At 73.7% G+C, this 23,542-nt stretch carries 20 protein-coding genes and 1 pseudogene; 12 read left to right on the top strand and 9 right to left on the bottom strand.

Annotated elements, in window-relative coordinates; genetic code table 11:
* Positions 1-199 precede the first annotated feature (199 nt).
* Both M3148_RS14635 and M3148_RS14630 read left to right on the top strand, forming a co-directional pair.
* Complete coding sequence (locus M3148_RS14635; protein ID WP_251305450.1) at positions 200-1,645, top strand: dihydrolipoyl dehydrogenase family protein; 1,446 nt, start codon at positions 200-202, stop codon at positions 1,643-1,645.
* Between the two features lie 139 nt (positions 1,646-1,784).
* Positions 1,785-3,146, top strand: coding sequence for an alpha-amylase family protein (locus M3148_RS14630; protein ID WP_251305449.1), 1,362 nt, complete (start codon positions 1,785-1,787; stop codon positions 3,144-3,146).
* A 118-nt stretch (positions 3,147-3,264) separates the two neighbouring features.
* Here M3148_RS14630 and M3148_RS14625 read toward each other — a convergent pair whose 3' ends face one another.
* The 4 genes from M3148_RS14625 to M3148_RS14610 are packed head-to-tail and all read right to left on the bottom strand — an operon-like array spanning position 3,265 to position 7,515.
* Positions 3,265-4,554 carry a D-arabinono-1,4-lactone oxidase gene (locus M3148_RS14625; RefSeq protein WP_251305448.1) on the bottom strand — a complete coding sequence of 430 codons (1,290 nt, stop codon included), beginning with the start codon at positions 4,552-4,554 and terminating at the stop codon, positions 3,265-3,267.
* A 22-nt stretch (positions 4,555-4,576) separates the two neighbouring features.
* Entirely contained in the window at positions 4,577-5,164 is a 588-nt protein-coding gene (locus M3148_RS14620; protein ID WP_251305447.1) for a methylated-DNA--[protein]-cysteine S-methyltransferase, read from the bottom strand.
* Entirely contained in the window at positions 5,161-5,652 is a 492-nt protein-coding gene (locus M3148_RS14615; protein ID WP_440136957.1) for an RNA polymerase sigma factor, read from the bottom strand. The genes M3148_RS14620 and M3148_RS14615 overlap by 4 nt, the downstream gene beginning before the upstream one ends.
* 36 nt (positions 5,653-5,688) lie before the next feature.
* A complete protein-coding gene (locus tag M3148_RS14610) occupies positions 5,689-7,515 on the bottom strand; it encodes a dolichyl-phosphate-mannose--protein mannosyltransferase (RefSeq protein WP_251305446.1) in 1,827 nt (608 codons plus the stop codon).
* Positions 7,516-7,557: 42 nt separating this feature from the next.
* Here M3148_RS14610 and rsmI point away from each other — a divergent pair, with 42 nt between their 5' ends.
* Positions 7,558-8,481, top strand: a complete 924-nt coding sequence (rsmI, locus tag M3148_RS14605) for a 16S rRNA (cytidine(1402)-2'-O)-methyltransferase (RefSeq protein WP_251305445.1) — start codon at positions 7,558-7,560, stop codon at positions 8,479-8,481.
* A 59-nt stretch (positions 8,482-8,540) separates the two neighbouring features.
* Here rsmI and M3148_RS14600 read toward each other — a convergent pair whose 3' ends face one another.
* Positions 8,541-9,029: a universal stress protein gene (locus tag M3148_RS14600; protein WP_251305444.1), complete on the bottom strand. Its 489-nt coding sequence runs from the start codon at positions 9,027-9,029 to the stop codon at positions 8,541-8,543.
* Between the two features lie 90 nt (positions 9,030-9,119).
* On the opposite strand from M3148_RS14600, the gene M3148_RS14595 reads away from it, so the two are divergent.
* The 9 genes from M3148_RS14595 to M3148_RS14555 all read left to right on the top strand — a co-directional run bounded on the left by M3148_RS14595 (position 9,120) and on the right by M3148_RS14555 (position 20,323).
* Positions 9,120-9,695 carry an isochorismatase family protein gene (locus tag M3148_RS14595; RefSeq protein ID WP_251305443.1) on the top strand — a complete coding sequence of 192 codons (576 nt, stop codon included), beginning with the start codon at positions 9,120-9,122 and terminating at the stop codon, positions 9,693-9,695.
* A gap of 168 nt (positions 9,696-9,863) precedes the next feature.
* Positions 9,864-11,666 (top strand): methionine--tRNA ligase, encoded by a 1,803-nt coding sequence (gene metG / locus M3148_RS14590; RefSeq protein ID WP_251305442.1) that lies wholly within the window; start codon positions 9,864-9,866, stop codon positions 11,664-11,666.
* Entirely contained in the window at positions 11,663-12,577 is a 915-nt protein-coding gene (locus M3148_RS14585) for a TatD family hydrolase (RefSeq protein ID WP_251305441.1), read from the top strand. Before metG ends, M3148_RS14585 begins: the two co-directional genes overlap by 4 nt.
* 175 nt (positions 12,578-12,752) lie before the next feature.
* Positions 12,753-13,802 (top strand): G5 domain-containing protein, encoded by a 1,050-nt coding sequence (locus tag M3148_RS14580; protein WP_251305440.1) that lies wholly within the window; start codon positions 12,753-12,755, stop codon positions 13,800-13,802.
* Positions 13,803-14,013: 211 nt separating this feature from the next.
* Positions 14,014-15,291, top strand: coding sequence for a transglycosylase family protein (locus M3148_RS14575; RefSeq protein ID WP_251305439.1), 1,278 nt, complete (start codon positions 14,014-14,016; stop codon positions 15,289-15,291).
* A gap of 122 nt (positions 15,292-15,413) precedes the next feature.
* Complete coding sequence (gene rsmA / locus M3148_RS14570) at positions 15,414-16,310, top strand: 16S rRNA (adenine(1518)-N(6)/adenine(1519)-N(6))-dimethyltransferase RsmA (RefSeq protein ID WP_251305438.1); 897 nt, start codon at positions 15,414-15,416, stop codon at positions 16,308-16,310.
* Positions 16,307-17,230, top strand: a complete 924-nt coding sequence (locus tag M3148_RS14565; RefSeq protein WP_251305437.1) for a 4-(cytidine 5'-diphospho)-2-C-methyl-D-erythritol kinase — start codon at positions 16,307-16,309, stop codon at positions 17,228-17,230. The genes rsmA and M3148_RS14565 overlap by 4 nt, the downstream gene beginning before the upstream one ends.
* A gap of 118 nt (positions 17,231-17,348) precedes the next feature.
* Entirely contained in the window at positions 17,349-18,515 is a 1,167-nt protein-coding gene (locus M3148_RS14560; RefSeq protein WP_251305436.1) for a Na+/H+ antiporter NhaA, read from the top strand.
* Positions 18,516-18,550: 35 nt separating this feature from the next.
* A complete protein-coding gene (locus M3148_RS14555) occupies positions 18,551-20,323 on the top strand; it encodes an ABC-F family ATP-binding cassette domain-containing protein (RefSeq protein WP_251305435.1) in 1,773 nt (590 codons plus the stop codon).
* 1 nt (position 20,324) lies between these two features.
* Here the strand turns inward: M3148_RS14555 and M3148_RS14550 are convergent, their stop codons facing one another.
* The 4 genes and pseudogenes from M3148_RS14550 to M3148_RS14535 form a co-directional block, all read right to left on the bottom strand.
* Positions 20,325-20,822 carry a MarR family winged helix-turn-helix transcriptional regulator gene (locus M3148_RS14550; RefSeq protein ID WP_251305434.1) on the bottom strand — a complete coding sequence of 166 codons (498 nt, stop codon included), beginning with the start codon at positions 20,820-20,822 and terminating at the stop codon, positions 20,325-20,327.
* A gap of 145 nt (positions 20,823-20,967) precedes the next feature.
* Positions 20,968-22,191, bottom strand: a complete 1,224-nt coding sequence (locus M3148_RS14545) for an ABC transporter permease (protein ID WP_251305433.1) — start codon at positions 22,189-22,191, stop codon at positions 20,968-20,970.
* Positions 22,188-23,108, bottom strand: a complete 921-nt coding sequence (locus tag M3148_RS14540) for an ABC transporter ATP-binding protein (RefSeq protein WP_251305432.1) — start codon at positions 23,106-23,108, stop codon at positions 22,188-22,190. Before M3148_RS14540 ends, M3148_RS14545 begins: the two co-directional genes overlap by 4 nt.
* 72 nt (positions 23,109-23,180) lie before the next feature.
* Positions 23,181-23,542 (bottom strand): annotated as a pseudogene (locus M3148_RS14535) (TetR/AcrR family transcriptional regulator); the annotation flags it as partial.

Genomic DNA, 23,542 nt, shown 5'->3' with positions numbered 1-23,542 from the left:
GACATGCCCCGAGCGTAGGGCGCCGCGAGGACGTCCGGCCGGAGCGGGCTGGGCTCAGTGTGGACTTCTCGACCGCTGACGTCCACAGGGCCGCACCGAGGGGACCGGCGGTGCCGGGCCGCCGCCGTCCCTTCACGCGCGCGGCCGCCCGGGCATAGGGTCGCAGGACGCCACGGGGGCTGCCGAGAGGGGTACCGACATGTCCGAGAGCTACGACGTCATCGTCATCGGGGCAGGACCTGTCGGGGAGAACGTCGCCGACCGTGCCGTCCAGGGCGGTCTCAGCGCCGTCGTCGTCGAGGACCGGCTGGTGGGCGGGGAGTGCTCGTACTGGGCGTGCATGCCGTCCAAGGCGCTGCTGCGCCCGGGTGAGGCGCGCCGTGCCGCGCTGCGCGTCGACGGTGCACGGCAGGGCGTCTCGGGCGGGCTCGACGTGGCGGCAGTGCTCGAGCGCCGGACGTCCTTTGCCAACGGCTGGGACGACGCCGGCCAGGTGGAGTGGCTCGAGTCCGCCGGGATCGATCTCCTCCGCGGCCACGGACGGGTGAGCGGGACACGGCAGGTGACGGTCACCGGCCCCGACGGCGTGGAGCGCGTCCTCGTGGCACGGCACGCCGTCGCGGTGTGCACCGGATCCCGCCCGGTGGTCCCCGACGTCCCCGGCCTGCGCGACGTCCGGCCGTGGACGAACCGCGAGGCCCTCGAGACCCAGGAAGTCCCCGAGAGCCTCCTCATCATCGGCGGCGGCGTCGTGGCAGCCGAGCTGGCCGGCGGCTTCGCCGACCTCGGGTCCCGCGTGACGGTTCTCGTGCGCAGCACCCTGCTGTCCGGCTACGAGCCCTTCGCCGGTGAGCACGTCGGCGCGGCGCTGGAGGAGCGCGGTGTCGACCTGCGTCCCGGTGTCTCGGCGACCTCCGTCCGGGTGGACGGGGAGGAGCGCGTGGTCGAGTGCGACGACGGCAGCACCCTGCGAGTCGCGCAGATCCTCGTCGCCACCGGCCGCGAGCCCCAGCCCGATCTCGGCCTCGAGTCCGTCGGCCTCGAGGGGGGCTGGCTGCCGGTGGACGAGACCCTCCGCGTGCTCGACGGCGAGGGGGAGCCGGTCGAGTGGCTCTACGCCGTCGGGGACGCCAACCACCGCAGCCCCGTCACCCACCAAGGCAAGTACCAGGCCCGCGCGGCCGGCGACGCGATCGCGGCGCGGGCGCAGGGCCGGCCGGTCGACGACGCTCCGTGGGGCGTGCACGCCGCCACCGCCGACCACCTCGCTCCCGCGCAGGTGGTCTTCACCGATCCCCAGGTGGCGTCGGTGGGGATGACGGCCGCGGCGGCCAAGGACGCGGGGATCGACGTGCGCGTGGTGGACGAGGACCTCGGCGCCGTGGCCGGCGCCGCGCTCCACGCCGACGGCTACGCGGGGCAGGTGCGGATGGTCGTCGATGAGGAGCGGGGCGTCATCGTCGGCATGACCTTCGTGGGCCCGGACGTCGCCGAGCTTCTCCACTCCGCGAGCATCGCCGTCGCCGGCCAGGTGCCGCTGGAGCGGCTGTGGCACGCGGTGCCGGCGTTCCCGACGATGAGCGAGGTCTGGCTGCGCCTCCTCGAGTCCTACGGCCGCCCCCGCCCTTCTCGCGCCGAGCGCTGAGTTGTTACCCCCGCCCTTGCGTCGAGCCGCTACCCGCGCCAGGAGGGAGGCTGTGAGCGCACGCACCGGCCGGCGCCGTGCGCATCGAGCCCGAGTGTGGGCAGGATCGGGGCTGACACGCGAGAGAGAGTGGTGAGCGGTGACCGAACCGGACTGGGCGGAGCACGCGGTGCTCTGGCACCTGTACCCCCTGGGTTTCCTGGGCGCCGAGCCCACCCGCGCCGAGCACCCGGGGGAGGTCGCCCACCGACTGCCAAGCCTCGTGCCGTGGCTCGACCACGCCGTCGAGCTCGGGGCCTCGGGGATCCTGCTCGGCCCGGTCTTCGACTCCCTCACCCACGGCTACGACACCACCGACCACCTGCGCGTCGACCCGCGCCTGGGGGACGAGGCCGACCTTGTCGCGCTCATCGCGGCGGCCCACGCGCGCGGCCTTCGGGTGGTGCTGGACGGCGTCTTCAACCACGTCGGCCAGGACTTCGCGATGTTCCAGCAGGCGCTCGCGGAGGGCCCGGCCTCGCCCGCCGCCCGCTGGTTCCGCCTCCACTGGCCCGACCCGGACGCCCCCGACGGCGGCGGCACCCCCGCCCATGAAGACTTCGAGGGCCACTCCGCCCTCGTCGCGCTCAACCACGCCGAGCCGGCCGTCGCCGAGTACGTCGAGCGCGTCATGACGTACTGGCTGGACCGCGGCGCCGACGGGTGGCGCCTGGACGCCGCCTACGCCGTGCCGCCGTCGTTCTGGAAGCCCGTCCTCGACCGCGTGCGGGAGCGCCACCCTCAGGCCTACGTCATCGGGGAGGTCATCCACGGCGACTACGCGGGGATCGTCGCGGACTCCGGGATGGACGCCGTCACCCAGTACGAGCTGTGGAAGGCGGTGTGGAGCTCCCTCAACGACCGCAACGCCTGGGAGCTGGAGCACGCGCTGCGCCGCCACGCCGAGTTCGCCCGGGCCTTCGTCCCGCAGACCTTCGTCGGCAACCACGACGTCACCCGCATCGCCAGCCGCCTCACCGACCCGCGCCACCTCGACCACGCCCTCGCGGTCCTGTTCACCGTCCCCGGCACGCCCTCGGTCTACGCCGGGGACGAGCACGGCTTCACCGGCGTCAAGGAGGACCGCGCGGGCGGCGACGACGCCGTGCGGCCTGCCTTCCCCGCCTCGCCCGCGGAGCTGAGCCCGCTCGGCCGGCCCGTCTTCGAGCGCCACCAGGAGCTCATCGGCCTGCGCCGCCGCCACCCGTGGCTGCACCGCGCCGCGCTCGAGGTGCTCCACGTGTCCGACCCGCTCCTCGTCTACGTCGTCCGCGGCGGGGAGGAGGCGCTCGTCGTCCTCCTCAGCACCGACGACGACGGCGTGCGCTGGGGCCTGCCCGCCGGCGTCCCGGCCGCGGGGGACGGTCCCGTCTCCGTGCTCGCGGGCACCGGCACCATGGACGACGGCGGCCGCACCGTCGTCCTGCCCCCGCACGGCTGGGCCGTGGTGGGCACCGAGTAGCGGCCCCGCCGCCCCCTCCACCCGCCACCCGCCTGGGACGCACTCCTGGTCGCCTCGACGCACGTCCGGGCGTTCTCGGAAGTACCGCAGGTGCGAACCAGACGCGTGAGGCGGCGCCTCAGCCGACCCACGTGCGGACGAAGGCGTTGCTGAATTTGCGCTGCGGGTCGTGCAGGCGGACGACGTCGAGGAAGTCCTCCCGCCGGGGGTAGAGACTGCGCACCCGCTCCGGGTCGGCGCGGAACTGCTTGCCCCAGTGCGGGCGCCCGCCCAGCACACCGAGCGCCTCATCGATGACCGGCAGCGCCGCCGCCACCCGCTCGGCGTCCCGCACCAGCGTGAAGTGGACCGCGACGCAGGGCTGGGCGTACATCGGGCTCATCCACGCGGTGTCCGCCGCGATCGAGCGCACCTCGCACACCTGCACCAGCCCGGCCAGCGGCTCCGCGAGCCCGGGCAGCGCCCGGAGCGCCAGCCGCGCGCTGTGCCGCGGGACGAGGTACTCGCACTGGATCTCCGCGCCCGCGCTGGGCAGCTGGTCGGCGCGGAAGTGCGGCAGCCGGTCGCTCGCCGGGCCGGGCACGCCCTGCTGTGCGGTCGCGTTGCCGGGGTCGATGCCGGGGATCGGGTGCGCCTCCGCGGTGAGCGCGGGCGCACCGAGCACGTCGGCGGGTGCCGGGCCCTGCGCCGTCGTCCGCTTGACCCACACGGTCTCGAACTCCTCCGTCCGCAGGGTGGTGAAGCAGCTGACCGAGTAGCCGAGGTCGCTCACGTCGTCGAAGGCGTCCGCGAGCGCCGCGAAGCCGACCGGCCCGTAGACCGTCTGGGCCACCTCAAAGGCCGGGACGGTCTCGAGCGTCACCGCGTGGACGATCCCGAGCGCACCGAGGGAGACGGTGGCCGCGTCGAAGGTGTCGCCGTCGACGTCCCGGTCCAGGGTACGCAGCGAGCCGTCGGCGGCGACGAGCTCGAGCCGCGTCACGGCGGCCGCGAGCACCGTGTTGCCGACGCCCGAGCCGTGCGTCGCCGTCGCCACCGCGCCCGCCACCCCGATGTGCGGGAGGGAGGCGAAGTTGACGAGGGTACGGCCGCGCTCCTCGAGGAAGAGCGCGAGGTCCGCGTACCGGGTTGCCGCGGCGACGCGCACCCGGCCGGTCAGTTCATCGAGCTCCGGGTCGGGGCCGTTCGCCTCGCCCTCGGTGAGCAGCCTCGGGTGGCGGTAGGCGAGCCGGTCGAGGCTGACGAGCAGGCCCGCGGAGTCGGCGAGGTCGTTGAAGGTGTGCCGGGTGCCGAGCACGCGCACGTGCTCGGCGCCGGCGACGGCGTCGGACACCTCCGCCAGGGACTCCGGCCGCACCAGCGTGCCGGCGTAGACGTGGTTGCCTGCCCAGTTGATCGTCGTGGCCACGCCTGAGCCTCCCACGACGGGCTCAGGCCGCGCGCTCGAGCTCGAGCAGCAGCTCCTTGGCGGCCAGCCCGCCGAGGTAGCCGCCCACGCCGCCGTCGCTGCGCAGCACCCGGTGGCACGGCACGACGATCGGCAGCGGGTTCGTCGCACAGGCCGAGCCGACGGCGCGCACCGCCCGGGGGTTGCCGACGTGGCCGGCGACCTCGGTGTAGCTCTCGGTCTGCCCGTAGTCGATCGTCATGAGGTACTCGAGGACGGTGCGGCGGAAGCCGCGGGAGAGCGCGAGGTCGACGTCGAGCTCGAAACGGGTCCGGGTGCGGGCGAAGTACTCCTCCAGCTGCCGGGCGGCCTCCTCGAGCTGGGCGGGGGCGTGCAGGACGCGAGGGCCCACCCGCTGCGCGAGGTCGGCCACGACGTGCTCGTGGTTCTCGAAGCCGTAGGCGACGCGGACCAGGCCGCGCGGGGTGGCGGCGAGCAGCAGCCGGCCCACGGGGGAGTCGACGGTGCGGTAGGCGACGTCGAGGACCCCCTCGCGGGCGGCGTCGTCGGCGAGGCGGGCGTGCAGGCGCTCGAGGTCGGCGGGCTCGGCGGGTGGGAACAGGGCGCTCATCGGCGGTCTCCTCGGCTGGGGGCGCCGTAACGGCGGCGCAGGGTGGTCATGCCGTCGGCGGCGGCGCGCCGGGCGGCGTCCGTGGTGCCGCCGACGATCGCGGCGACCTCGGCGTAGGGGAGGCCGGCGAGGTGGTGGTAGGCCATGGCCAGGCGCTGCTTCTCGGGCAGCGCGGCGACGGCGGCCCACACCTCCGCGGCGTCCTCCGGCTCGGCGCCGGGCGCGGGCCGCTCGGGCAGCGCCGGCACGGGCACGGGCCGGCGGGCGCGGGCGCGGAGCTGGTCGACGGCCTTGCGGTGGGCGATCCTCACGAGCCACGCCTCGAGGTTCGCCCCCGCGCCCAGGTCCGGGTAGGCGCGCAGCGCGGCGAGGAAGGTCTCCGACCAGGCGTCGTCGGCGTCGTCGGGGCCGACGACGGCGCGGCACACGCGCAGCACCGTCGCGCCGTGGCGGGCCACGACCTGCTCGAAGGGCGGGTTGGTCATCATCACCCCGTAGACGCTGCGGATGGGCGGAACGTGAGATCAGATCCAGGAGCCGAGCCACATGCGCGCGCGCCACATGTCGTAGGACAGGGTCTGGCCGGTCCACACCGGCCAGAACCACACGAGGGCGGCGACTGCCGCGAGGCAGACGACGGCGAGCAGGACGTGACCGAGCCGGGTGCTGCGGGCCGGCTCGGGAGCGTCGTCGTCGACGTCGGCGACGGCGACCGCGGTGGCGACGGGCGCGGTGGCGGGACGGGACAGCCACGAGTCGTCGGTGAGCGGCGCGGACGGCAGGGGGCCGCCGTCGTCGTCCTCGTCCGGCAGGTGCCCGGGCCGGCGGGCGGGACCGTGGAGGGGTGGCAGGAGGCCGCCCACCCACGCGACGGCGAGGACGACGGCGAGGGCGACGTACGGGGCCAGCGCGATGGCGTAGAAGGTGAAGATCGTGCGGTGGGAGTAGGCGAGCCACGGGACGTACACGGCCGCGTAGCCGGCGAGGACCACCCAGGCGCGCCAGTCGCGGCGGGCGATCGCCATCCACAGGATCGCGACGAGCGCGAGGAGCCCGAGCCACCACACGACGGGGTTGCCGACGGAGGAGATCGCCTGGACGCAGCGGTCGGCGCCGCAGTCGCCGGGGGCGGGGCTCTCCCAGTAAAAGGACGTGGGCCGTAGCTGGAGCAGCCAGCCGGCGGGGTGGGCCTCGTAGGAGTGCTCGGAGTCGAGCCCGTTGTGGAAGTCCCAGGCGCGCAGGTGGTACTCCCACAGGGAGTTGAGCGCGTCGGGCAGCCACGAGCGCACGACGGTCCCCGTCTCGGCGACCTCGTCAGCGGCCCACGTGCGCAGGTAGGCGCCGGTGTTGGCGAACCATGACGCCCACCCGGCGACGTAGGTGAGCAGCGCGACCGGGACGAGGGCGAGGAAGGCGGGCACGCCACCGCGGAAGACGCCCGCGCCGAACCACAGCCGTGCCCCGACGGCGCGGCGGGCGCACAGGTCCCACACGACGACGAGGATCCCGAAGACGGCGAGCGCGTAGATCGCCGACCACTTGACCCCACCGCCGAGCCCGAGGAGCACACCGGCGAGGACGAGCCACCAGCGCATGCCGGTGCGCGGGCCCCAGGGGTCGGACAGGCGCCCGTCCCCGCGCGCGGCGAGGTCCGCGGCCGCGGTGTGGGCAAGGCGCCGGCGGGACTGCTCCCGGTCGAGGAGCACGGCCGCGAGCGCGGCGACGACGAAGAGCCCGAGGAAGACGTCGAGCAGCCCGATGCGCGAGCCGGTGAGGTGGAGGCCGTCGACGGCGAGGAGGAGACCGGCAGCGCAGCCGAGGAGCGTGGAGCCGGTGAGCCGGCGGCCGATGCGCGCGACGACGAGGACGGTGAGCGCACCGGCGACGGCCGCCGAGAAGCGCCAGCCGGCGCCGTTGTCCGCACCGAACAGGCGCAGCCCGATCGCGATGAGCCACTTGCCGATCTGCGGGTGGACGACGTAGTCGGGGTCCGCGGTGAGGTCGGAGAAGTCGCCCTCCCGGAAGCGCGCGTTGACGTCCTCGTTCTCCCCGTCCCACTCACCCTCGTAACCGAGGGTGAGCAGAGAGTAGGCCTGCTTGACGTAGTAGGTCTCGTCGAAGACCAGCCGCGTGGGGTGGTTGAGGTTGACCAGGCGCAGCACCGCGGCGAGGGCGGTGACGACGAGCGGGCCGATCCAGCCCCAGAGCCGGTCGGTGGGTCCCGGGCGCTGCAGGCGGGAGGCGAGGTCCGTCTCGATCTCCGCCGCGCTTCGGTCGTCCGTCCGCTCGGGCGCCGCCTGCGCGGTGGCGACCGGGCCCGGGCCGTCGGTGTCGTCATGCGGCGCTGTCACGGGGGTGAGTCTAGGTCGTCGCGGGTGGGACACACTGGACGGATGACTGAGCCGGTCGAGGAGCCCGAGAACGACGACGCCGTGGCGGACGACGACGACGCGACCTCCGCCGTCGGCGGCTCGCCCTGGCGCGGGGAGGGCGGGCAGATCGTCCTTGCCGCCACTCCGATCGGGGACGCGGGGGACGCGCCGCCGCGGCTCGTGCGCGCGCTCGCGGAGGCCGACGTCGTCGCCGCCGAGGACACCCGCCGCATGCTCGCCCTGGCCAAGCGCCTGGGGGTGTGGGTGGGCGGGGAGATGCTCAGCTTCCACGAGCACAACGAGCGTGAGCGGGCGCCGCGCCTGGTGGAGGAGGCGCGTGCCGGGCGACGGGTGCTCGTCGTGTCCGACGCCGGCATGCCCTCGGTGTCCGACCCCGGCTACCGGCTCGTCGACGCCGCCGTCGCGGCGGACGTGCCGGTGAGCGTGCTGCCCGGGCCCAGTGCTGTGCTCACGGCACTCGCGGTCTCCGGGCTGGCGACCGACCGGTTCAGCTTCGAGGGCTTCGCCCCCCGCCGGCCGGGGGAGCGGGACAAGGTGTTCGGGGCGCTCGCGGACGAGCGCCGCACGATGGTGCTCTTCGACTCCCCGCACCGGGTGGGTGAGACGCTCGAGGCGATGGCGCGGGCCTTCGGCACCGAGCGCCGCGCCGCCGTGTGCCGCGAGCTGACGAAGACCTTCGAGGAGGTCCAACGCGGGACGCTCACAGAGCTGGCCGAGTGGGCCGCCGGCGGTGTGCGGGGTGAGGTGACGGTGGTTGTGGCCGGCGCGGAGCTGCGCGAGGCACGGCTGGAGGACCACGTCGCCGGTGTCGTCGCCCGGGCCGCCGCGGGCGAGCGCCTCAAGGACGCCGCCGCCGCCGTCGCCGCCGAGACCGGCCTGAGCAAGCGCGACCTCTACCAGGCCGCCCTGGACGCCCGCCAGTAACAGCTCAGCTCTCGCCGGGCGGGGCGGTACTGCCCCGCCGACAGCCGGATTCCTCCGGCTCAGCGCACGACGACGACGGGGACCTTCGCCTCGCGGATGCACGCCGCGGCGGTCGAGCCGACGAGCATGTCCGCGATCTTGGACCGTCCCTTGGAGCCGACGACGAGGACGTCCGCGCCGCCCGCCGCCGACACCAGGGCCCGGCCGGCCCTCCCGAACGCCGTGTGCGCGTGCACGGTGACGTCGGGGTGCTCCGCGGCCGCCTTCTCGGCGCGGCGGCGGGTCTCGGCGAGGGTCGCGTCCTGCATCTCGACGATCGAGGGCGTCGTCCCGAAGGGGGCGTCGGGAGGCCGCACCGCCGTCGGGATGCTCCACGCGCGCAGGACGTGCAGGTCGGCGCCGCGACGCGCGGCTTCGGCGGCCGCGTAGCGCAGGGCCTGGCCGGCGCAGGCCGAGCCGTCGTCACCCACCAGGACCCCGCCGTCGATCTCCACGGCCGTGTGGATGCCGGCCATGGTCCAGCTCTGGCGCGCGTCGTCGTCGGCCATGCCTCCACTCTACGACCGGGGAGCCCGGCGGACACGGGAATGGCGGCCGTGGAACGATGGGACCGTTCACCGCGTGTTGAGGAGGCCCCCATGTCCGAGCGTCGTGCCCTGCTCGTCGTCGACGTCCAGCCCACCTTCTGCGAGGGTGGCGCGCTGCCGGTGGCGGGAGGCACCGCCGTCGCCCAGGCCGTCGCCGCGTACGCCGCTGCCTACCGTGACCGGTACGCGCTCGTCGTGACGACGCAGGACTGGCACATCGACCCCGGCCGCCACTTCGCCACCCCGCCCGAGGAGCCGGACTACGTCGACACCTGGCCGCCGCACGGCGTCGCCGGGACGGCGGAGGCCGAGCTGCACCCGGCGCTCGCGGACCTCGCCCCGGATGCCTCGGTGAAGAAGGGCCAGTACGCCGCCGCGTACTCCGGCTTCGAGGGCACCGACGGCGAGGGGCGCACCCTCGCCCAGCTGCTCGACGGCGTGGACGCGGTCGACGTCGTCGGGCTCGCCGAGTCCCACTGCGTCAAGGAGACGGCGCTCGACGCGGTGAGGGCCGGCATGTCCGCGCGGGTGCTCAGCGACCTCACCGCGCCGGTCACCCCGGAGCAGGGGGAGCTGGCGCGGGCGCAGCTGCGCGAGGCAGGCGTGGAGATCACGCCCTCGCGCTGACGGGGCCGCAGGCTACTCCGGGGCCACCGCGCGCAGCTGCTTCAGCTGGGGCACGTCGTCGGCGTGATCCGGCTGTCGGCGAGGCGGGTCGCCCGTAACAAGTGAGCTGTCGGCGGCGAGGGGGACCCCGGCTCCGGGGGGCGGCGCGCGGGCAACTAGGCTGGTCCCATGACGAGCATCCTCTCGGCGGTGGCCTGGCCCTATGCCTCCGGCCCGCGCCACATCGGGCACGTGGCCGGCTTCGGCGTTCCCTCCGACGTCTTCTCCCGCTACATGCGCATGGCGGGCCACGACGTCCTCATGGTCTCCGGCACCGACGAGCACGGCACCCCGATCCTCGTCGCGGCCGACGCGGCCAACGTCTCCGCCCGGGAGCTCGCCGACCGCAACAACCGCCTCATCGTCGAGGACCTCGTCGCGCTCGGCCTGTCCTACGACCTGTTCACCCGCACGACGACGCGCAACCACTACGCCGTCGTCCAGGAGATGTTCCGGGCCGTCCACGAGAACGGCTACATGGTCGAGCAGACCACGCAGAGCGCGATCTCCCCGTCCACCGGCCGCACGCTGCCCGACCGCTACATCGAGGGCACCTGCCCCATCTGCGGCTACACCGGCGCGCGCGGGGACCAGTGCGACAGCTGCGGCAACCAGCTCGACCCCACCGACCTCATCGACCCGCGCTCGCGGATCAACGGCGAGACGCCGCAGTTCGTCCAGACCCAGCACTTCTTCCTCGACCTGCCCGCGCTGGCCGAGGCGCTGGGGGAGTGGCTCGACGGGCGCGAGGCCTCGGGTACGTGGCGCCCCAACGTCATCCGCTTCTCCAAGAACATCCTCGCCGAGATCCGCCCGCGCGCGATGACCCGCGACATCGACTGGGGCATCCCGGTGCCGCTGGAGGGATGGCGCGACCAGCCGACCAAGCGGCTGTACGTGTGGTTCGACGCCGTCATCGGCTACCTCTCCGCGTCGATCGAGTGGGCCCGCCGCACCGGCGACCCCGACGCGTGGCGCCGCTGGTGGAACGACCCGGAGGCGCTGTCCTACTACTTCATGGGCAAGGACAACATCGTCTTCCACTCCCAGATCTGGCCTGCCGAGCTCCTCGCCCACAACGGTGAGGGCCAGCGCGGCGGCGAGCCCGGGGAGTACGGCGTCCTCAACCTGCCCACCGAGGTCGTCTCGAGCGAGTTCCTCACCATGGAGGGCAAGAAGTTCTCCTCCTCGCGCGGCGTCGTCATCTTCGTGCGCGACGTCCTCGAGCGCTACCAGCCCGACGCGCTGCGCTACTTCATCTCCGTCGCCGGGCCGGAGAACCAGGACAGCGACTTCACCTGGACGGAGTTCGTGCGTCGCACCAACGGCGAGCTCGTCGCCGGCTGGGGCAACCTCGTCAACCGCACGGCCTCGATGATCCACAAGAACATCGGCCAGGTGCCCCCCGCCGGTGAGCTCACCGACCCCGACCGCGCCCTGCTCGCCCAGGTCGGGGCCGGCTTCGCCACGGTCGGGGACCTCATCTCCCGCCACCGCCAGCGCGCCGCGATCGCCGAGGTCATGCGCCTGGTGGGCGAGGCGAACAAGTACATCACCGACATGGAGCCCTACAAGCTCAAGGACGAGTCCGAGCAGGAGCGCCGGGCCACCATCCTCCACGTCGCCGCGCAGGCGGTGAGCGACCTCAACGTCATGCTCAGCCCCTTCCTCCCGCACAGCGCCAACACCGTCGACGCCGTCATCGGCGGCACCGGCGACGTCGCCCCGCTCCCGCGGATCGAGGAGGTCGAGGACCTCGACGGCGGACCGGGCTACCCCGTCATCACCGGTGACTACACCGGCGTCCCCACCTGGGGCCGGCGCCCTGTCCGGGTGGGGGAGCCCGTTGCCAAGCCCGTTCCGGTCTTCACCAAGCTCGACGACTCCGTCGTCGAGGAGGAGCTGGCCCGCCTCGGCGTCGACGCGTCGTGAGCCCGCGCGAGCGCGGCTGGCCGCCGCTGCCCGAGGCGCTGCCCGCCGCCGTCGTCGACAACCACACTCACTTCCCGGTGGGGGCCGAGGAAGATCCGGGCGTGCGCGAGGGCATCGTGCCGCTGACCCTGGCCGAGCAGCTCGAGCGGGCCGCGTCGGTGGGCGTCGCCCGCATGGTCCAGGTGGGCTGCGACCTCGACACCCTCGCCGGCAGCGTCGCGCTCGCCGAGGAGCACCCGCAGGTCGTCGCAGCGCTCGCCATCCACCCCAACGAGGTGCCGCTCCACGCCGGCGTCCGCGAGGTGGCCCCCGATGGCCTGGACCCCGCGGTCGCGCCCCGTCATGAGACGTCTCTGGACGACGCCGTCGCCCGGGTCGCCGATCTCGCCCGCCACGAGCGGGTGCGAGCCATCGGGGAGACCGGCCTCGACTTCTTCCGCGGCGGCGAGCGGGCGCGCGAGGTGCAGCGGGCCGCCTTTCGCACACACATCGCCCTCGCCAAGGAGCTCGGTCTGGCGCTGCAGATCCACGACCGCGAGGCGCACGAGGACGTCGTCGAGATCCTCCTCGCCGACGGCGCCCCCGAGCGGACCGTCTTCCACTGCTTCTCCGGTGACGTCGGCCTGGCCCGCGTGTGCGCCGAGCACGGCTGGTACCTGTCGGTCGCCGGGCCGGTGACCTTCAAGGCGAACGACACCCTGCGTGCCGCCGTGCGCGAGGTGCCGCTCGAGCTCCTCCTCGTCGAGACCGACGCGCCCTACCTCACCCCGGCTCCCTACCGGGGTTACCCGAACGCCCCCTACGTCCTGCCGCTCACCGTGCGGCGCCTGGCCGAGGAGACCGGCACCGGCCTCGCCGAGCTGTGCCACCGGCTGACGGCGAACACCGAGGCGGTCTACGACACCTGGTAGTTGACCCCTCCAGTCACTCCAGCCACACCTGCCACAGGGGTATCTTTCCGCACCAGCATGCGGATCCGGCCGCCTTTCCCAACAGGTCACGAATCGGTTACGGTCTACCGCAGGTCAGTCACCACCCGGTCCGTCCCGACGATCCGGGTGCCCTCCCTCCAGACAGGACCATGCTGTGTCAGATGCCGTCAGGCGTGCGCGTCACCGCGAGGTGGCGACGCCCGCGAACCACGTCCGCACCGTCGCCCGGCGCGGTCTGCACGCCGCCGTCCTCGCCGTCATCGCCGGCGGCACCGTGGCCTTCGCCGGCACCACCGCGCCCGACGCCGGCGCCACCGACCCCGTCGTCATGGCCGGCGCCACCGTCGAGCCCGTGTCGATCGACCGGGCCGTCGCCGGCCTTGCCGCCTCGCGTTTCGAGGCTCGCACCCCACTCGAGGGCGTGGCCGTGGAGCTCGTCATCGACGGCGAGGCGCAGCAGCTGACGACGCAGGCCGCGACCGTCGCCGAGCTCCTCACCAGCGCGGGCGTGCTCGTCGACCAGGACGACGTCGTCTCCGCGCCCCTGGCCACGCGCGTCTCCGCCGGCATGACGGTGGAGGTGACGACCGTCGACGTCGCCGACGAGCACGTCACCGACACCGACGAGCACGAGACCGTCGAGGAGGAGGACGACACCCTCCCGCGCGGCGAGCGTGAGGTCGTCACCGAGGGTGTCGACGGCGTCACCGCCACGACCTACCGCATCACCACGACGGGCGGTGAGGAGACGGGCCGCGAGATCGTCGCCCGCGCCGTCGTCTCCGAGCGGGTCGACGAGGTCGTCCGGGTCGGCACCGCCGAGCCCGCGCCCGCGCCTGCCGCGCCGTCCTCGAGCAGCTCCTCCGCGTCCGTCACGGTGCCGCCCGCGGCCGCGCCGACCGGCGGCAGCCCCAAGGCGATCGCCGCCGAGATGGTCGCCGCACGCGGCTGGGGCGCAGACCAGTACAGCTGCCTCGAGACGCTGTGGCAGCGCGAGTCGGGCTGGAACCACACCGCCGAGAACCCCAGCTCCGGCGCCTACGGCATCCCGCAGTCGCTGCCCGGCTCCAAGATGGCCTCGGCCGGCTCCGACTGGCGCACCAACCCCGCGACCCAGATCACCTGGGGCCTCGGTTACATCAGCGGCCGGTACGGCACCCCGTGCGGCGCCCTCGGCCACAGCAACTCCCACGGCTGGTACTGAGCCCGCGGATTAGCACGTGGTGAGTGACCTCACGTAGACCGCCACATCACGATTCGATTACAGTCACCTGCGGGCCATCACGGTCCCGTGTCGCCAGCAGGTGACGCACACAGCCGGATCAGACCCCTCCCGCGGCGCTCGCGCCGTGTCGGGCAGGCCGCCCCGGGCGACCAGCCTCGTCTGTGCCGGGACGCGCAACCCGAGGAAGTCCGTGCTCTCTCACGACACGTCCGACCAGACCCCCTCCACCCCCGCTGACGCCGCTCCCCGACGTCGTCGCCTCCGCGCCGTGCTCGCCACGGTCGGTGCTGCCGCCCTCGTGACCGGTGGCGGCGTGGCCGTCGCCGCGGCCCACAAGACGATCGAGCTCGACGTCGACGGCGTCGAGCAGACGGTCTCGACCTTCGCCGGCTCGGTCGAGGGACTTCTCGACGAGCAGGACGTCGCCGTCGGTGAGCACGATGCCGTCGGCCCGGAGCTCGACTCGACGCTCGATGACGGCATGCTCGTCGTCGTCCGCAGCGCCCGGCAGATCCGGGTGGACGTCGACGGTGAGCAGCGCGCCATGTGGACCACCGCCGAGACGACCGGCGAGGCGATCCAGTCCTTTGGTGAGGCCGGCCGGCAGATCACCGTCGCCGCCTCCCGCTCCCGTGATGGTGGCCGCGAGGCGCTCGACATGCCGCTCGTCGACGGTGCCCCTGTCGAGGTCGTCGCCGACGGCGAGACCCGGCGCGTGACACCCGAGGACGAGGCGTACCTCGACGACGTCCTCGAGCTCGCCGGCGTCACGGTCGGCAAGCTTGACGGGGTCGTCGTCGGGACCGGCGAGGGTGGTGTCGTGTCCGTCACCGTCACCCGCGGTACCCACGCGTTGGAGACCGACGCGGAAGCCATCCCCTTCGAGACGACCGAGCGCGAGGACGACTCGCTCTACGTCGGTGAGCGCCGGGTCGTGCAGGAGGGCGCCGAGGGGCGTCGCGTGCGCGCCAGCCTCGCCGTCCAGGTGAACGGCGAGGAGCGCGTCTCGGAGGCCAGCAACTACGTCACCGTGGTCGCGCCCGTCGATGAGGTCGTCGCGGTCGGCACCAAGGAGCGCCCGGTCGCCCCGCCGCCCGCCGCTCCCTCGCGCGGCTCCAGCTCCGGCAGCAGCAGCTCTGGCGGCAGCAGCTCCGGCAGCTCCGGCAGCACCGGCAGCGGCGGGGGCTCGAGCAGCTCCGACGAGTCCGGCTCCGGCGGCGCACCGTCCAGCGGCGTGTGGGCCTCGCTGGCCCAGTGCGAGTCCGGCGGCAACCCGTCCATCGTCAGCAGCAACGGGCTCTACCACGGCCTGTACCAGTTCTCGGTGGGGACCTGGCAGGCCGTCGGCGGCTCCGGGCTGCCCTCGGAGGCCTCCGCGGCCGAGCAGACCAAGCGCGCACAGATGCTCCAGGCCCGTTCCGGCTGGGGCCAGTGGCCCGCCTGCTCCGCCAAGCTCGGCCTGCGCTGACCCCAGCACCACCTCCTCGCGCCGACAGCACGTTCCTGCCGCCAGGCAGGAGCACCGCTGTCGGCGCGAGGCCGTTCTCGCGTGCGGCGGCAGCCGCGCCCGCGCCCGATAGGCTCGACGCCGTGAGCCACGACCCCGCCCCCACGCCGGCCGACCCGCTGCTCGGGCCCGCCGACGTCCGCGCCCTGTCCGGCGCCCTTGGGATCCGGCCGACCAAGACCCTGGGCCAGAACTTCGTCATCGACCCCGGGACCGTCCGCAAGATCGTCCGCACGGCGGGGATCACGGCCGACGACGTCGTCGTCGAGGTCGGCCCCGGGCTCGGCTCGCTCACCCTTGCGCTCCTCGAGACCGGGGCCCGCGTCGTCGCGATCGAGATCGACCCGGTGCTCGCCGAGGCGCTGCCCGCCACCGTTGCCGCCCGGCTGCCCGAGGCGGCCGACCGCCTCCTCGTCGTGCGGTCCGACGCCATGGACGTCACCGAGCTGCCCGCCTTCCCCGGCGAGGGCCCTGCTCAGCCCGGCGCCCTCGTGGCGAACCTGCCCTACAACGTCGCGGTCCCGGTCCTGCTCACCCTGCTCGAGCGGCTGCCCGCCCTGCGCACGGGGCTGGTCATGGTGCAGGCCGAGGTCGCCGACCGCCTCGCCGCGCCGCCCGGCTCGCGCACCTACGGCGTCCCCTCGGCCAAGGCCGCCTGGTACGCCCGGGCGCAGCGCTCGGCGACGATCGGGCGCACCGTCTTCTGGCCGGTGCCCAACGTCGACTCCGCGCTCGTGCGCATCGAGCGGCGCGACCCGCCGTCGAGCACCGCGAGCCGTGAGGAGGTCTTCGCCGTCGTCGACGCCGCCTTCAGCCAGCGCCGCAAGACGCTGCGCTCGGCCCTCGCGGCCTGGGCCGGGTCCGCCGAGCGAGCCGCAGCCGCCGTCACCGCTGCGGGGCTGGACCCGACGCTGCGTGGCGAGCGCCTCGGCATCACCGACTTCGCCCGGATCGCCGAGCGCCGGGGGCCGGACGCATGAGCTACCCACCCGGCGCCGTCTGCGTCCGCGCCCCCGGGAAGATCAACCTCGCCCTGCGTGTGGGTGCCCCGGACGACGACGGGTACCACCCCCTGGCCACCGTCTTCCAGGCGGTCAGCCTCCACGAGGACGTCATCGCCTCGCCCGCCGAGGGCCTGAGCCTCACCGTCGAGGGCCGCGACGCCGGCCGCGTCCCCACCGACGAGGCCAACCTCGCCCTGCGGGCCGCCCGGCTGCTCCAGGAGCACACGGGCATCACCGCCGGAGCCCACCTGCACATCGTCAAGCAGGTGCCCGTGGCCGGCGGCATGGGCGGCGGGTCCGCCGACGCCGCCGCTGCGCTCCTCGCCTGCGACCAGCTGTGGGACGCCGGGCTGGACCGGGAGCAGCTCGTCCAGCTCGCCCGCCGGCTCGGCGCCGACGTGCCCTTCGCGCTCACCGGCCTCACCGCGATCGGCTCCGGCCGCGGCGACGTCCTCACCTCCGCCATGGTCGGCGGCAGCTACCACTGGGTCCTCGCCCTCCAGGACGAGGGGCTGTCCACCCCCGAGGTCTTTGCCGCCTTCGACGACGACGGCGGCACCCACGCGCCACCGCCGCACCTGGACGACGCGCTGCTCGCCGCCCTGCGCGGCGGGGACCCGCTCGAGCTCGCCCGCCACCTCACCAACGACCTCGAGGAGGTCGCCCTCGACCTGCGCCCCGAGCTCGGCGACGTCATCGCCGCGGCCGACCGCGCCGGTGCGCTGGCCGCGGTGCTCTCCGGGTCGGGCCCCACGGTCGCCGCGCTGGCCATCGACGAGCGGCACGCCCGCTCCGTGGCCGCCGTCGTCCAGGAGGCCGAGGTGGCCCGCGAGGTCCTCGTCGTCACCGGCCCCGTCCCCGGCGCCCGCGTCCTCGAGCGGGTGTCCGGCTCCTAGACCGCGCGCGACGGGCGGACCGGTCCCGGGTAGGGTGGTCCGCGGCGTGCCGGGAAGTCTGGTCGGCGGGCGGTCCAGCGACCGCTCCTCCTCTGCCCCGACCCCACGACAGGACCTCATGCCCTCCGTCACCGCTGCCCTCCGGTCGCCCCGCGCCGGCGCGCTCCTCCTGCTGATCGCGGCCGTCCTCGGGCTGCTCGCCGCGAACTCCCCGCTCGGTCCCTCGCTCAGCGAGCTGCAGGACACCTCCCTGTCCGTGCCCGGCACCGCCATCAGCCTGAGCGTCGGCCACTGGATCAGCGACGGCCTGCTCGCCGTCTTCTTCTTCGTCGTCGCCATCGAGCTGCGCCACGAGCTCACCGCCGGTGAGCTCAACAGCCCGTCCAAGGCCATGCGGCCGGCCATCGCCGCCTTCGGCGGTGTGCTCGTCCCGATCGCGGTCTTCCTGCTCGTGGCCGCCGGCTCGGGCCTCGAGGACGGCTGGCCCATCCCCACGGCCACCGACATCGCCTTTGCGCTCGGCATCCTCGCCATGTTCGGCCGCGGGCTGCCCACCCGGCTGCGCGTGTTCCTCCTCGCGCTCGCGATCCTCGACGACATCATCGCGATCCTCATCATCGCCGTCTTCTTCACCACCGACCCGAGCCTCGGTCTCATCGCCGCAGCGGCGGCCGGCACGGTCGTGTTCGCCCTCCTCAGCCGGCGCCTCGGCGGCCGAGGGCACGTCGTCGTCGTCCTGCTCATGATCGTCGTCGCCCTCGTCACCTGGGGGCTCGTCGTCCTGTCCGGGGTGCACGCGACCATCGCCGGCGTGGCCCTGGGCCTCGTCATGGCGGCCCGCCCCGCCGACCGGACCAGGCACGCCCTCGAGCCCTTCTCCAACGGCGTCGTCCTGCCGGTCTTCGCCTTCTCCGCCGCGCTCGTCGTCATCCCCTCCGTCCCGCTCAGCGAGCTGTCCCCGGCGTTCTGGGGCATCGCGCTCGCGCTGCCGGTCGGCAAGGTCGTCGGCATCATGCTCGGCGGCTGGCTGGGCGCCCGGCTCGTCCGGGCGGGCGGGACCACCCTCGGCGGGCAGGAGCTGCTCGCGGCGGGAGCGCTCGGCGGCATCGGCTTCACCGTCTCGCTCCTCATGAACGAGCTCGCCTACGCCGACGTGCCGGCCGTCGCGGACGAGGGCACCCTCGCGGTGCTCGTCGGCTCGGGCATCTCGATGGTCATCGCCGCCGTCGTCGTCAGCCGCCTCGCCCGTGGCTACCGGAAGCGCGAGGCGCTCACCGGGGCCTGAGACGGACGGGCGCGAGGGGCACCTACCCTTGACGGGTGGCACATCTTCTCGGGGCCGAGGCCCTGCACCTGGAGTACCCGACGCGCGTCGTCTTCGACTCGGTCAGCCTCGGCGTGGACGAGGGGGACCGCATCGGCATCGTCGGTCGCAACGGTGACGGCAAGTCGAGCCTCCTCGGCATGCTCGCGGGACGCATCGAGCCCGACGGCGGTCGGGTCACCCGCCGCGGCGGCGTGCAGATGGGCGTCCTCGACCAGAGCGACACCCTGGACCCGGCGCTCACCGTGGGCCACACGATCGTCGGGGACCGTCCCGAGCACGAGTGGGCCGGGGACGCCCGGGTGCGCGACGTCATCGACGGTCTCGTCTCCGACCTGCCCTGGGACGCCACCGTCGGCACGCTGAGCGGCGGGCAGCGGCGCCGCGTCGCGCTCGCCACGCTCCTCGTGGGGGAGTGGGACGTCATCGCTCTTGACGAGCCCACCAACCACCTCGACGTCGAGGGCATCAGCTGGCTCGCGGCCCACCTCAAGCGCCGGTGGGCCGCCAGTGCCGGCGGCCTGCTCGTCGTCACCCACGACCGCTGGTTCCTCGACGAGGTCGCGACGATGACGTGGGAGGTTCACGACCGCGTCGTCGAGCCCTTCGAGGGCGGCTACGCGGCCTACGTGCTGCAGCGCGTGGAGCGCGACCGGCAGGCCGCCGTCATCGAGGGCAAGCGGCAGAACCTCATGCGCAAGGAGCTCGCCTGGCTGCGTCGTGGCGCTCCGGCGCGCACCTCCAAGCCGAAGTTCCGCATCGACGCCGCGAACCAGCTCATCTCGGACGTGCCGCCCCTGCGGGACCGCACCGAGCTGTCCCGCCTCGCCACCGCCCGGCTCGGCAAGGACGTCGTCGACCTTCTCGACGTGTCGGTGTCCTTCGGCGACCGGGAGGTCCTACGTGACGTCGAGTGGCGCATCGCCCCGGGCGAGCGGACCGGCATCCTCGGGGCCAACGGCGCCGGGAAGTCCACCCTCCTCGCGCTCGTCGCCGGCACGCTCGAGCCGACGTCGGGGCGGGTCAAGCGCGGCAAGACGGTGCGGTTGTCGATGCTCGACCAGCAGTTCACCGAGCTGCAGGAGATCGCCGGCGACCGGGTCCGCGAGGTGCTCGCCCGTACCCGCACGAGCTACGTCGTCGACGGCAAGGAGATGACGCCGGCGCAGCTGCTCGAGCGGCTCGGCTTCGCCCGGGAGCACCTGTCCGCCCGGGTGGGGGAGCTGTCCGGCGGCCAGAAGCGCCGCCTCCAGCTGCTCCTCATCCTGCTCTCCGAGCCCAACGTCCTCATCCTCGACGAGCCGACCAACGACGTCGACACCGACATGCTCGCCGCGATGGAGGACCTCCTCGACTCCTGGCCCGGCACGCTCATCGTCGTCTCCCACGACCGCTACCTCCTCGAGCGGGTCACCGACCAGCAGTACGCCGTCATGGACGGGCGGATGCGCCACGTGCCGGGGGGTGTGGACGAGTACCTCGAGCTGCGGCGTCGTGAGCAGGACGCGAGCGGTGCCGTGGCGGACACCGCGCCGAAGGACCAGCCGCGCAGCGCGGAGCTGCGCGCCACCCGCAAGGAGATTGCCGCCGCCGAGCGGCGGATGGAGAAGCTGGCCGCCCAGGTCGAGCGGCTGCACGCGAGGATGGCCGCCCACGACCCGAACGACTACGGCGGGCTGTCCGCCCTCGGCGAGGAGCTGCGCGCCCTCGAGGCGCAGGTGGCCGAGGAGGAGGAGCGCTGGCTCGAGCTCTCCGAGCTCGTCGAGTAGCTCAGCCGTCCAGCGGCAGCAGGAGCCGGCGCAGGAGGCTGGTGAGCTGCTCCGCCTCGGCCGGGTCGAGCTCGGACAGCAGCTCCTGCTCGGACAGGAGCAGGTCGGCCATGGCGGCGTCGACCGTCTCCTTGCCCCGCGGGGTGAGGCGGACGAGGACGACGCGGCGGTCCGTGGTCCCGACGGCCCGGACGACGTAGCCGTGGGCCACCATCCGGTCGATGCGGTTCGTCATCGTCCCCGAGGACACGAGCGTCTCGTTGAGCAGCCGGCCTGCCGTCAGCTCGTAGGGCTCGCCGGCGCGGCGCAGCGCGGACAGGACGTCGAACTCCCAGCCCTCGAGGGCGTGGTCGATGAAGACCCGGCGGCGGGCGAGGTCGAGGCGGCGCGAGAGGCGCGAGACCCGGGAGAAGACGTGCAGCGGCCGGGGGTCGAGGTCGGGGCGCTCCCGCCCCCACGCCGCAACGATGCGGTCGACCTCGTCCTGGCCCTGAAGCATGTCTCGAGATTACTCGACATCGAGATATACGGGTGGAGGCCCAGGTCCCGCCCCGCGCGCCCCGATGGGGGAGTGGACACGGCAGAACGCGAGAGCCGGATTCCTCGTGGGGAGGAGTCCGGCTCTCGGCGAGGAGGCGGCGGTGTCAGCCGCGCAGGGCGTCGGTGAGCTTCATCCGGCCACCGGTGTGGAGGACGCCCCGGCGGTAGACCCGCCCGGCGATCCACACGAGCACCGGGATGGTCACCAGCGCGATGCCGATGGACAGGAGCATCTCCCAGGTCTCCACGCCGCCGAACACCTGACGCACCGGCATCATGAAGGGGGAGAAGAACGGGACCTGCGACAGGACGCGGACCACCGTGCTGTCCGGGTCGTTCGTCACCATGAACATCGCCAGGTAGTACGGGACGAACATGAGGAACATGAGCGGCGTGGTGACCGCCCCGATCTCCTCCTGGCGCGAGATGAGCGCGGCGAAGCCGCCGAAGAGCAGTGAGAACACGAAGAAGCCGATGAGGAACCACAGGAGGATGAGGAGGATCGTCCCGCCGAGGTCGATCTCGAAGCCCCCAAGCAGCCCCGTGGTCCAGGCGGGGAGCGCGGCGGCGGCGCTCAGCAGCACCACCTGGGCGAGGCTGACGATGCCGATGCCGAGGATCTTGCCGGCGAGCAGCTCCGATGGCCGGATCGTGGCGAGGAGGATCTCCACGACGCGCGAGGTCTTCTCCTCCACGACACCCATCGCGATGAGCGAGCCGCCACCGATGAGGGCGAAGAGCAGGAGCGAGATCGCCAGCACGGCGACGAGGTACTGCGGGCCGAACTGGTCGGCGTCCTCGTCGGTCTGCACGCTCTGGACCTGCGGGCCGGCCGTCGCGAGCGCCTCGTTGAAGGCCTGCGGGTCCCCGCCGAGCTCACTCACCTGGGCGGCGAGGACGTGCGCCTGGACGGCGCTGGTGACGACGGCGAGGAGCTGCTGGTCGGCCTCCTCCTCGACGAGCATCTCCGGGCGTGCAGGGTCCCCGCCGAGGAAGGCGTCGAGGTCCTCGGTGAGTCGGCGCTCGGCGTCCTCGCGGGGCAGCTGCTCGACGTCGACCGTCGTCCCGAGGGCCGCTCCGGCCGCGACGAGCTGAGGCTCGAGCTCGGCGACGCCGCTCTCGACGGCGACGGTGAAGTCCGCGGCTGCGTCGTCCTCACGGCCGGCGAAGTAGTCCAGGACGAAGATGCCGACGACGATGACGACGACCATGATGGCCAGCGAGATGAGGTTGGACTTCGTGAAGAAGCGCGCCTTGACCTCGCGGCGCGCCACCATCCCGACGTTGGCGAGGGTGGAGTTGCGGCTGGTGCGGTCCTGCTTGCTCATGCTGCGTCCTTCTCCTCGGTCTCGCTGACGACGCCACGGAAGAGGTCGGCGAGCGTGGGCACGACCGGCCCGAACTCGCGGAGCTGCCCGGCGCTCGTGGCGGCGGAGAGCAGCGGCTGCTCGACACCGGCGTCGTGGCCGGTGAGCTCGACGACGACCTCCCGGCCGTCGTCGGACAGCACCCGGGCCCCGGGGACCGTCTGCGCCCAGCCGGGGGTGGTGCCGTCGACGACGGCGCGCCAGCGCGCGTTCGGCGTGCGGCGCAGCTCCTCCTTCGTGCCGACGGCGACCATCTGGCCGGCGCGGACGATGCCGACGCGGTCGCACAGACGCTCGACGAGGTCGAGCTGGTGGGAGGAGAAGATGACGGGGACGCCGGCGGCCGCGCGCTCGGAGAGCACCCCGCTCATGACGTCCACGGCCACGGGGTCCAGGCCGGAGAAGGGCTCGTCGAGGACGAGGATCTCGGGTTCGTGGACGAGCGCGGCGGCGAGCTGCACCCGCTGCTGGTTGCCCAGTGAGAGCTTCTCGACGTCGTCACCGCGACGCGCCTCGACACCCAGGCGCTCGGTCCACTGCTCCATCGCCGTCATGGCCTGCTTCTCGCCCATGCCGTGGAGGCGGGCGAGGTAGACGAGCTGCTCACCGACCTTCATCTTCGGGTACAGCCCGCGCTCCTCGGGCATGTAGCCGACCCGCCGGCGCATGTCGAGGTCGAGGGGCTGCCCCTTCCACCGCACCTCGCCGGAGTCGGCGGCGAGCACGCCGAGGGCGATGCGCATCGCCGTCGTCTTGCCGGCACCGTTGGATCCGACGAAGCCGAAGATCTCTCCACCCTCGACGGCGAAGGTGAGGTCGGTGAGGGCGCGCAACGTGCCGTACGCCTTGGTGAGATGGTCGAACTCGAGCTGTGGCATGGCCTCTTCCGTCGTCGCCGGGCGGGTTCGGGCCAGAGTCTAGGGGACGGGTGTGACGCCCGGAACGCTGCTTCAGTCCGACGCGGAGTCGGGCAGACCGGTCAGCCGCGGACTCTTCTCGAGGGCGGCCAGACCGTTCCACGAGAGGTTGACGAGGTGTGCGGCGACGGTCTGCCGGTCGGGGCGGCGCGCCTCGAGCCACCACTGCCCGGTGAGCGCGATCATCCCGACGAGCATCTGCGCGTAGATGGGCGCCGTGCTCGTCGGCAGCCCGCGACGGCGGAACTGCTCGGCGAGCAGGTGCTCGACCTGCGTGGCGACGTCCCCAATGAGGGAGGAGAAGGTGCCGGTGGCCTGCGCGACGGGGGAGTCGCGCACGAGGATGCGGAAGCCGTCGGTGTTGAGCTCGATGTACTCGAGCAGGGCCAGCGCGG

Source organism: Georgenia satyanarayanai (assembly GCF_023715365.1).
Taxonomy (GTDB): Bacteria; Actinomycetota; Actinomycetes; order Actinomycetales; family Actinomycetaceae; genus Oceanitalea; species Oceanitalea satyanarayanai_B.
This window is presented reverse-complemented; position numbering and strand designations above follow the sequence as displayed.

Excerpts from the sequence above, each read along its gene's own strand:
- M3148_RS14635 (WP_251305450.1), top strand. The coding sequence starts at position 200 with ATGTCCGAGAGCTACGACGTCATCGTCATCGGGGCAGGACCTGTCGGG.
- M3148_RS14620 (WP_251305447.1), bottom strand. The coding sequence starts at position 5,164 with ATGAGCGCCCTGTTCCCACCCGCCGAGCCCGCCGACCTCGAGCGCCTG.
- M3148_RS14615 (WP_440136957.1), bottom strand. The coding sequence starts at position 5,652 with ATGATGACCAACCCGCCCTTCGAGCAGGTCGTGGCCCGCCACGGCGCG.
- rsmI (WP_251305445.1), top strand. The coding sequence starts at position 7,558 with ATGACTGAGCCGGTCGAGGAGCCCGAGAACGACGACGCCGTGGCGGAC.
- M3148_RS14600 (WP_251305444.1), bottom strand. The coding sequence starts at position 9,029 with ATGGCCGACGACGACGCGCGCCAGAGCTGGACCATGGCCGGCATCCAC.
- M3148_RS14595 (WP_251305443.1), top strand. The coding sequence starts at position 9,120 with ATGTCCGAGCGTCGTGCCCTGCTCGTCGTCGACGTCCAGCCCACCTTC.
- metG (WP_251305442.1), top strand. The coding sequence starts at position 9,864 with ATGACGAGCATCCTCTCGGCGGTGGCCTGGCCCTATGCCTCCGGCCCG.
- M3148_RS14565 (WP_251305437.1), top strand. The coding sequence starts at position 16,307 with ATGAGCTACCCACCCGGCGCCGTCTGCGTCCGCGCCCCCGGGAAGATC.
- M3148_RS14560 (WP_251305436.1), top strand. The coding sequence starts at position 17,349 with ATGCCCTCCGTCACCGCTGCCCTCCGGTCGCCCCGCGCCGGCGCGCTC.
- M3148_RS14550 (WP_251305434.1), bottom strand. The coding sequence starts at position 20,822 with ATGCTTCAGGGCCAGGACGAGGTCGACCGCATCGTTGCGGCGTGGGGG.
- M3148_RS14545 (WP_251305433.1), bottom strand. The coding sequence starts at position 22,191 with ATGAGCAAGCAGGACCGCACCAGCCGCAACTCCACCCTCGCCAACGTC.
- M3148_RS14540 (WP_251305432.1), bottom strand. The coding sequence starts at position 23,108 with ATGCCACAGCTCGAGTTCGACCATCTCACCAAGGCGTACGGCACGTTG.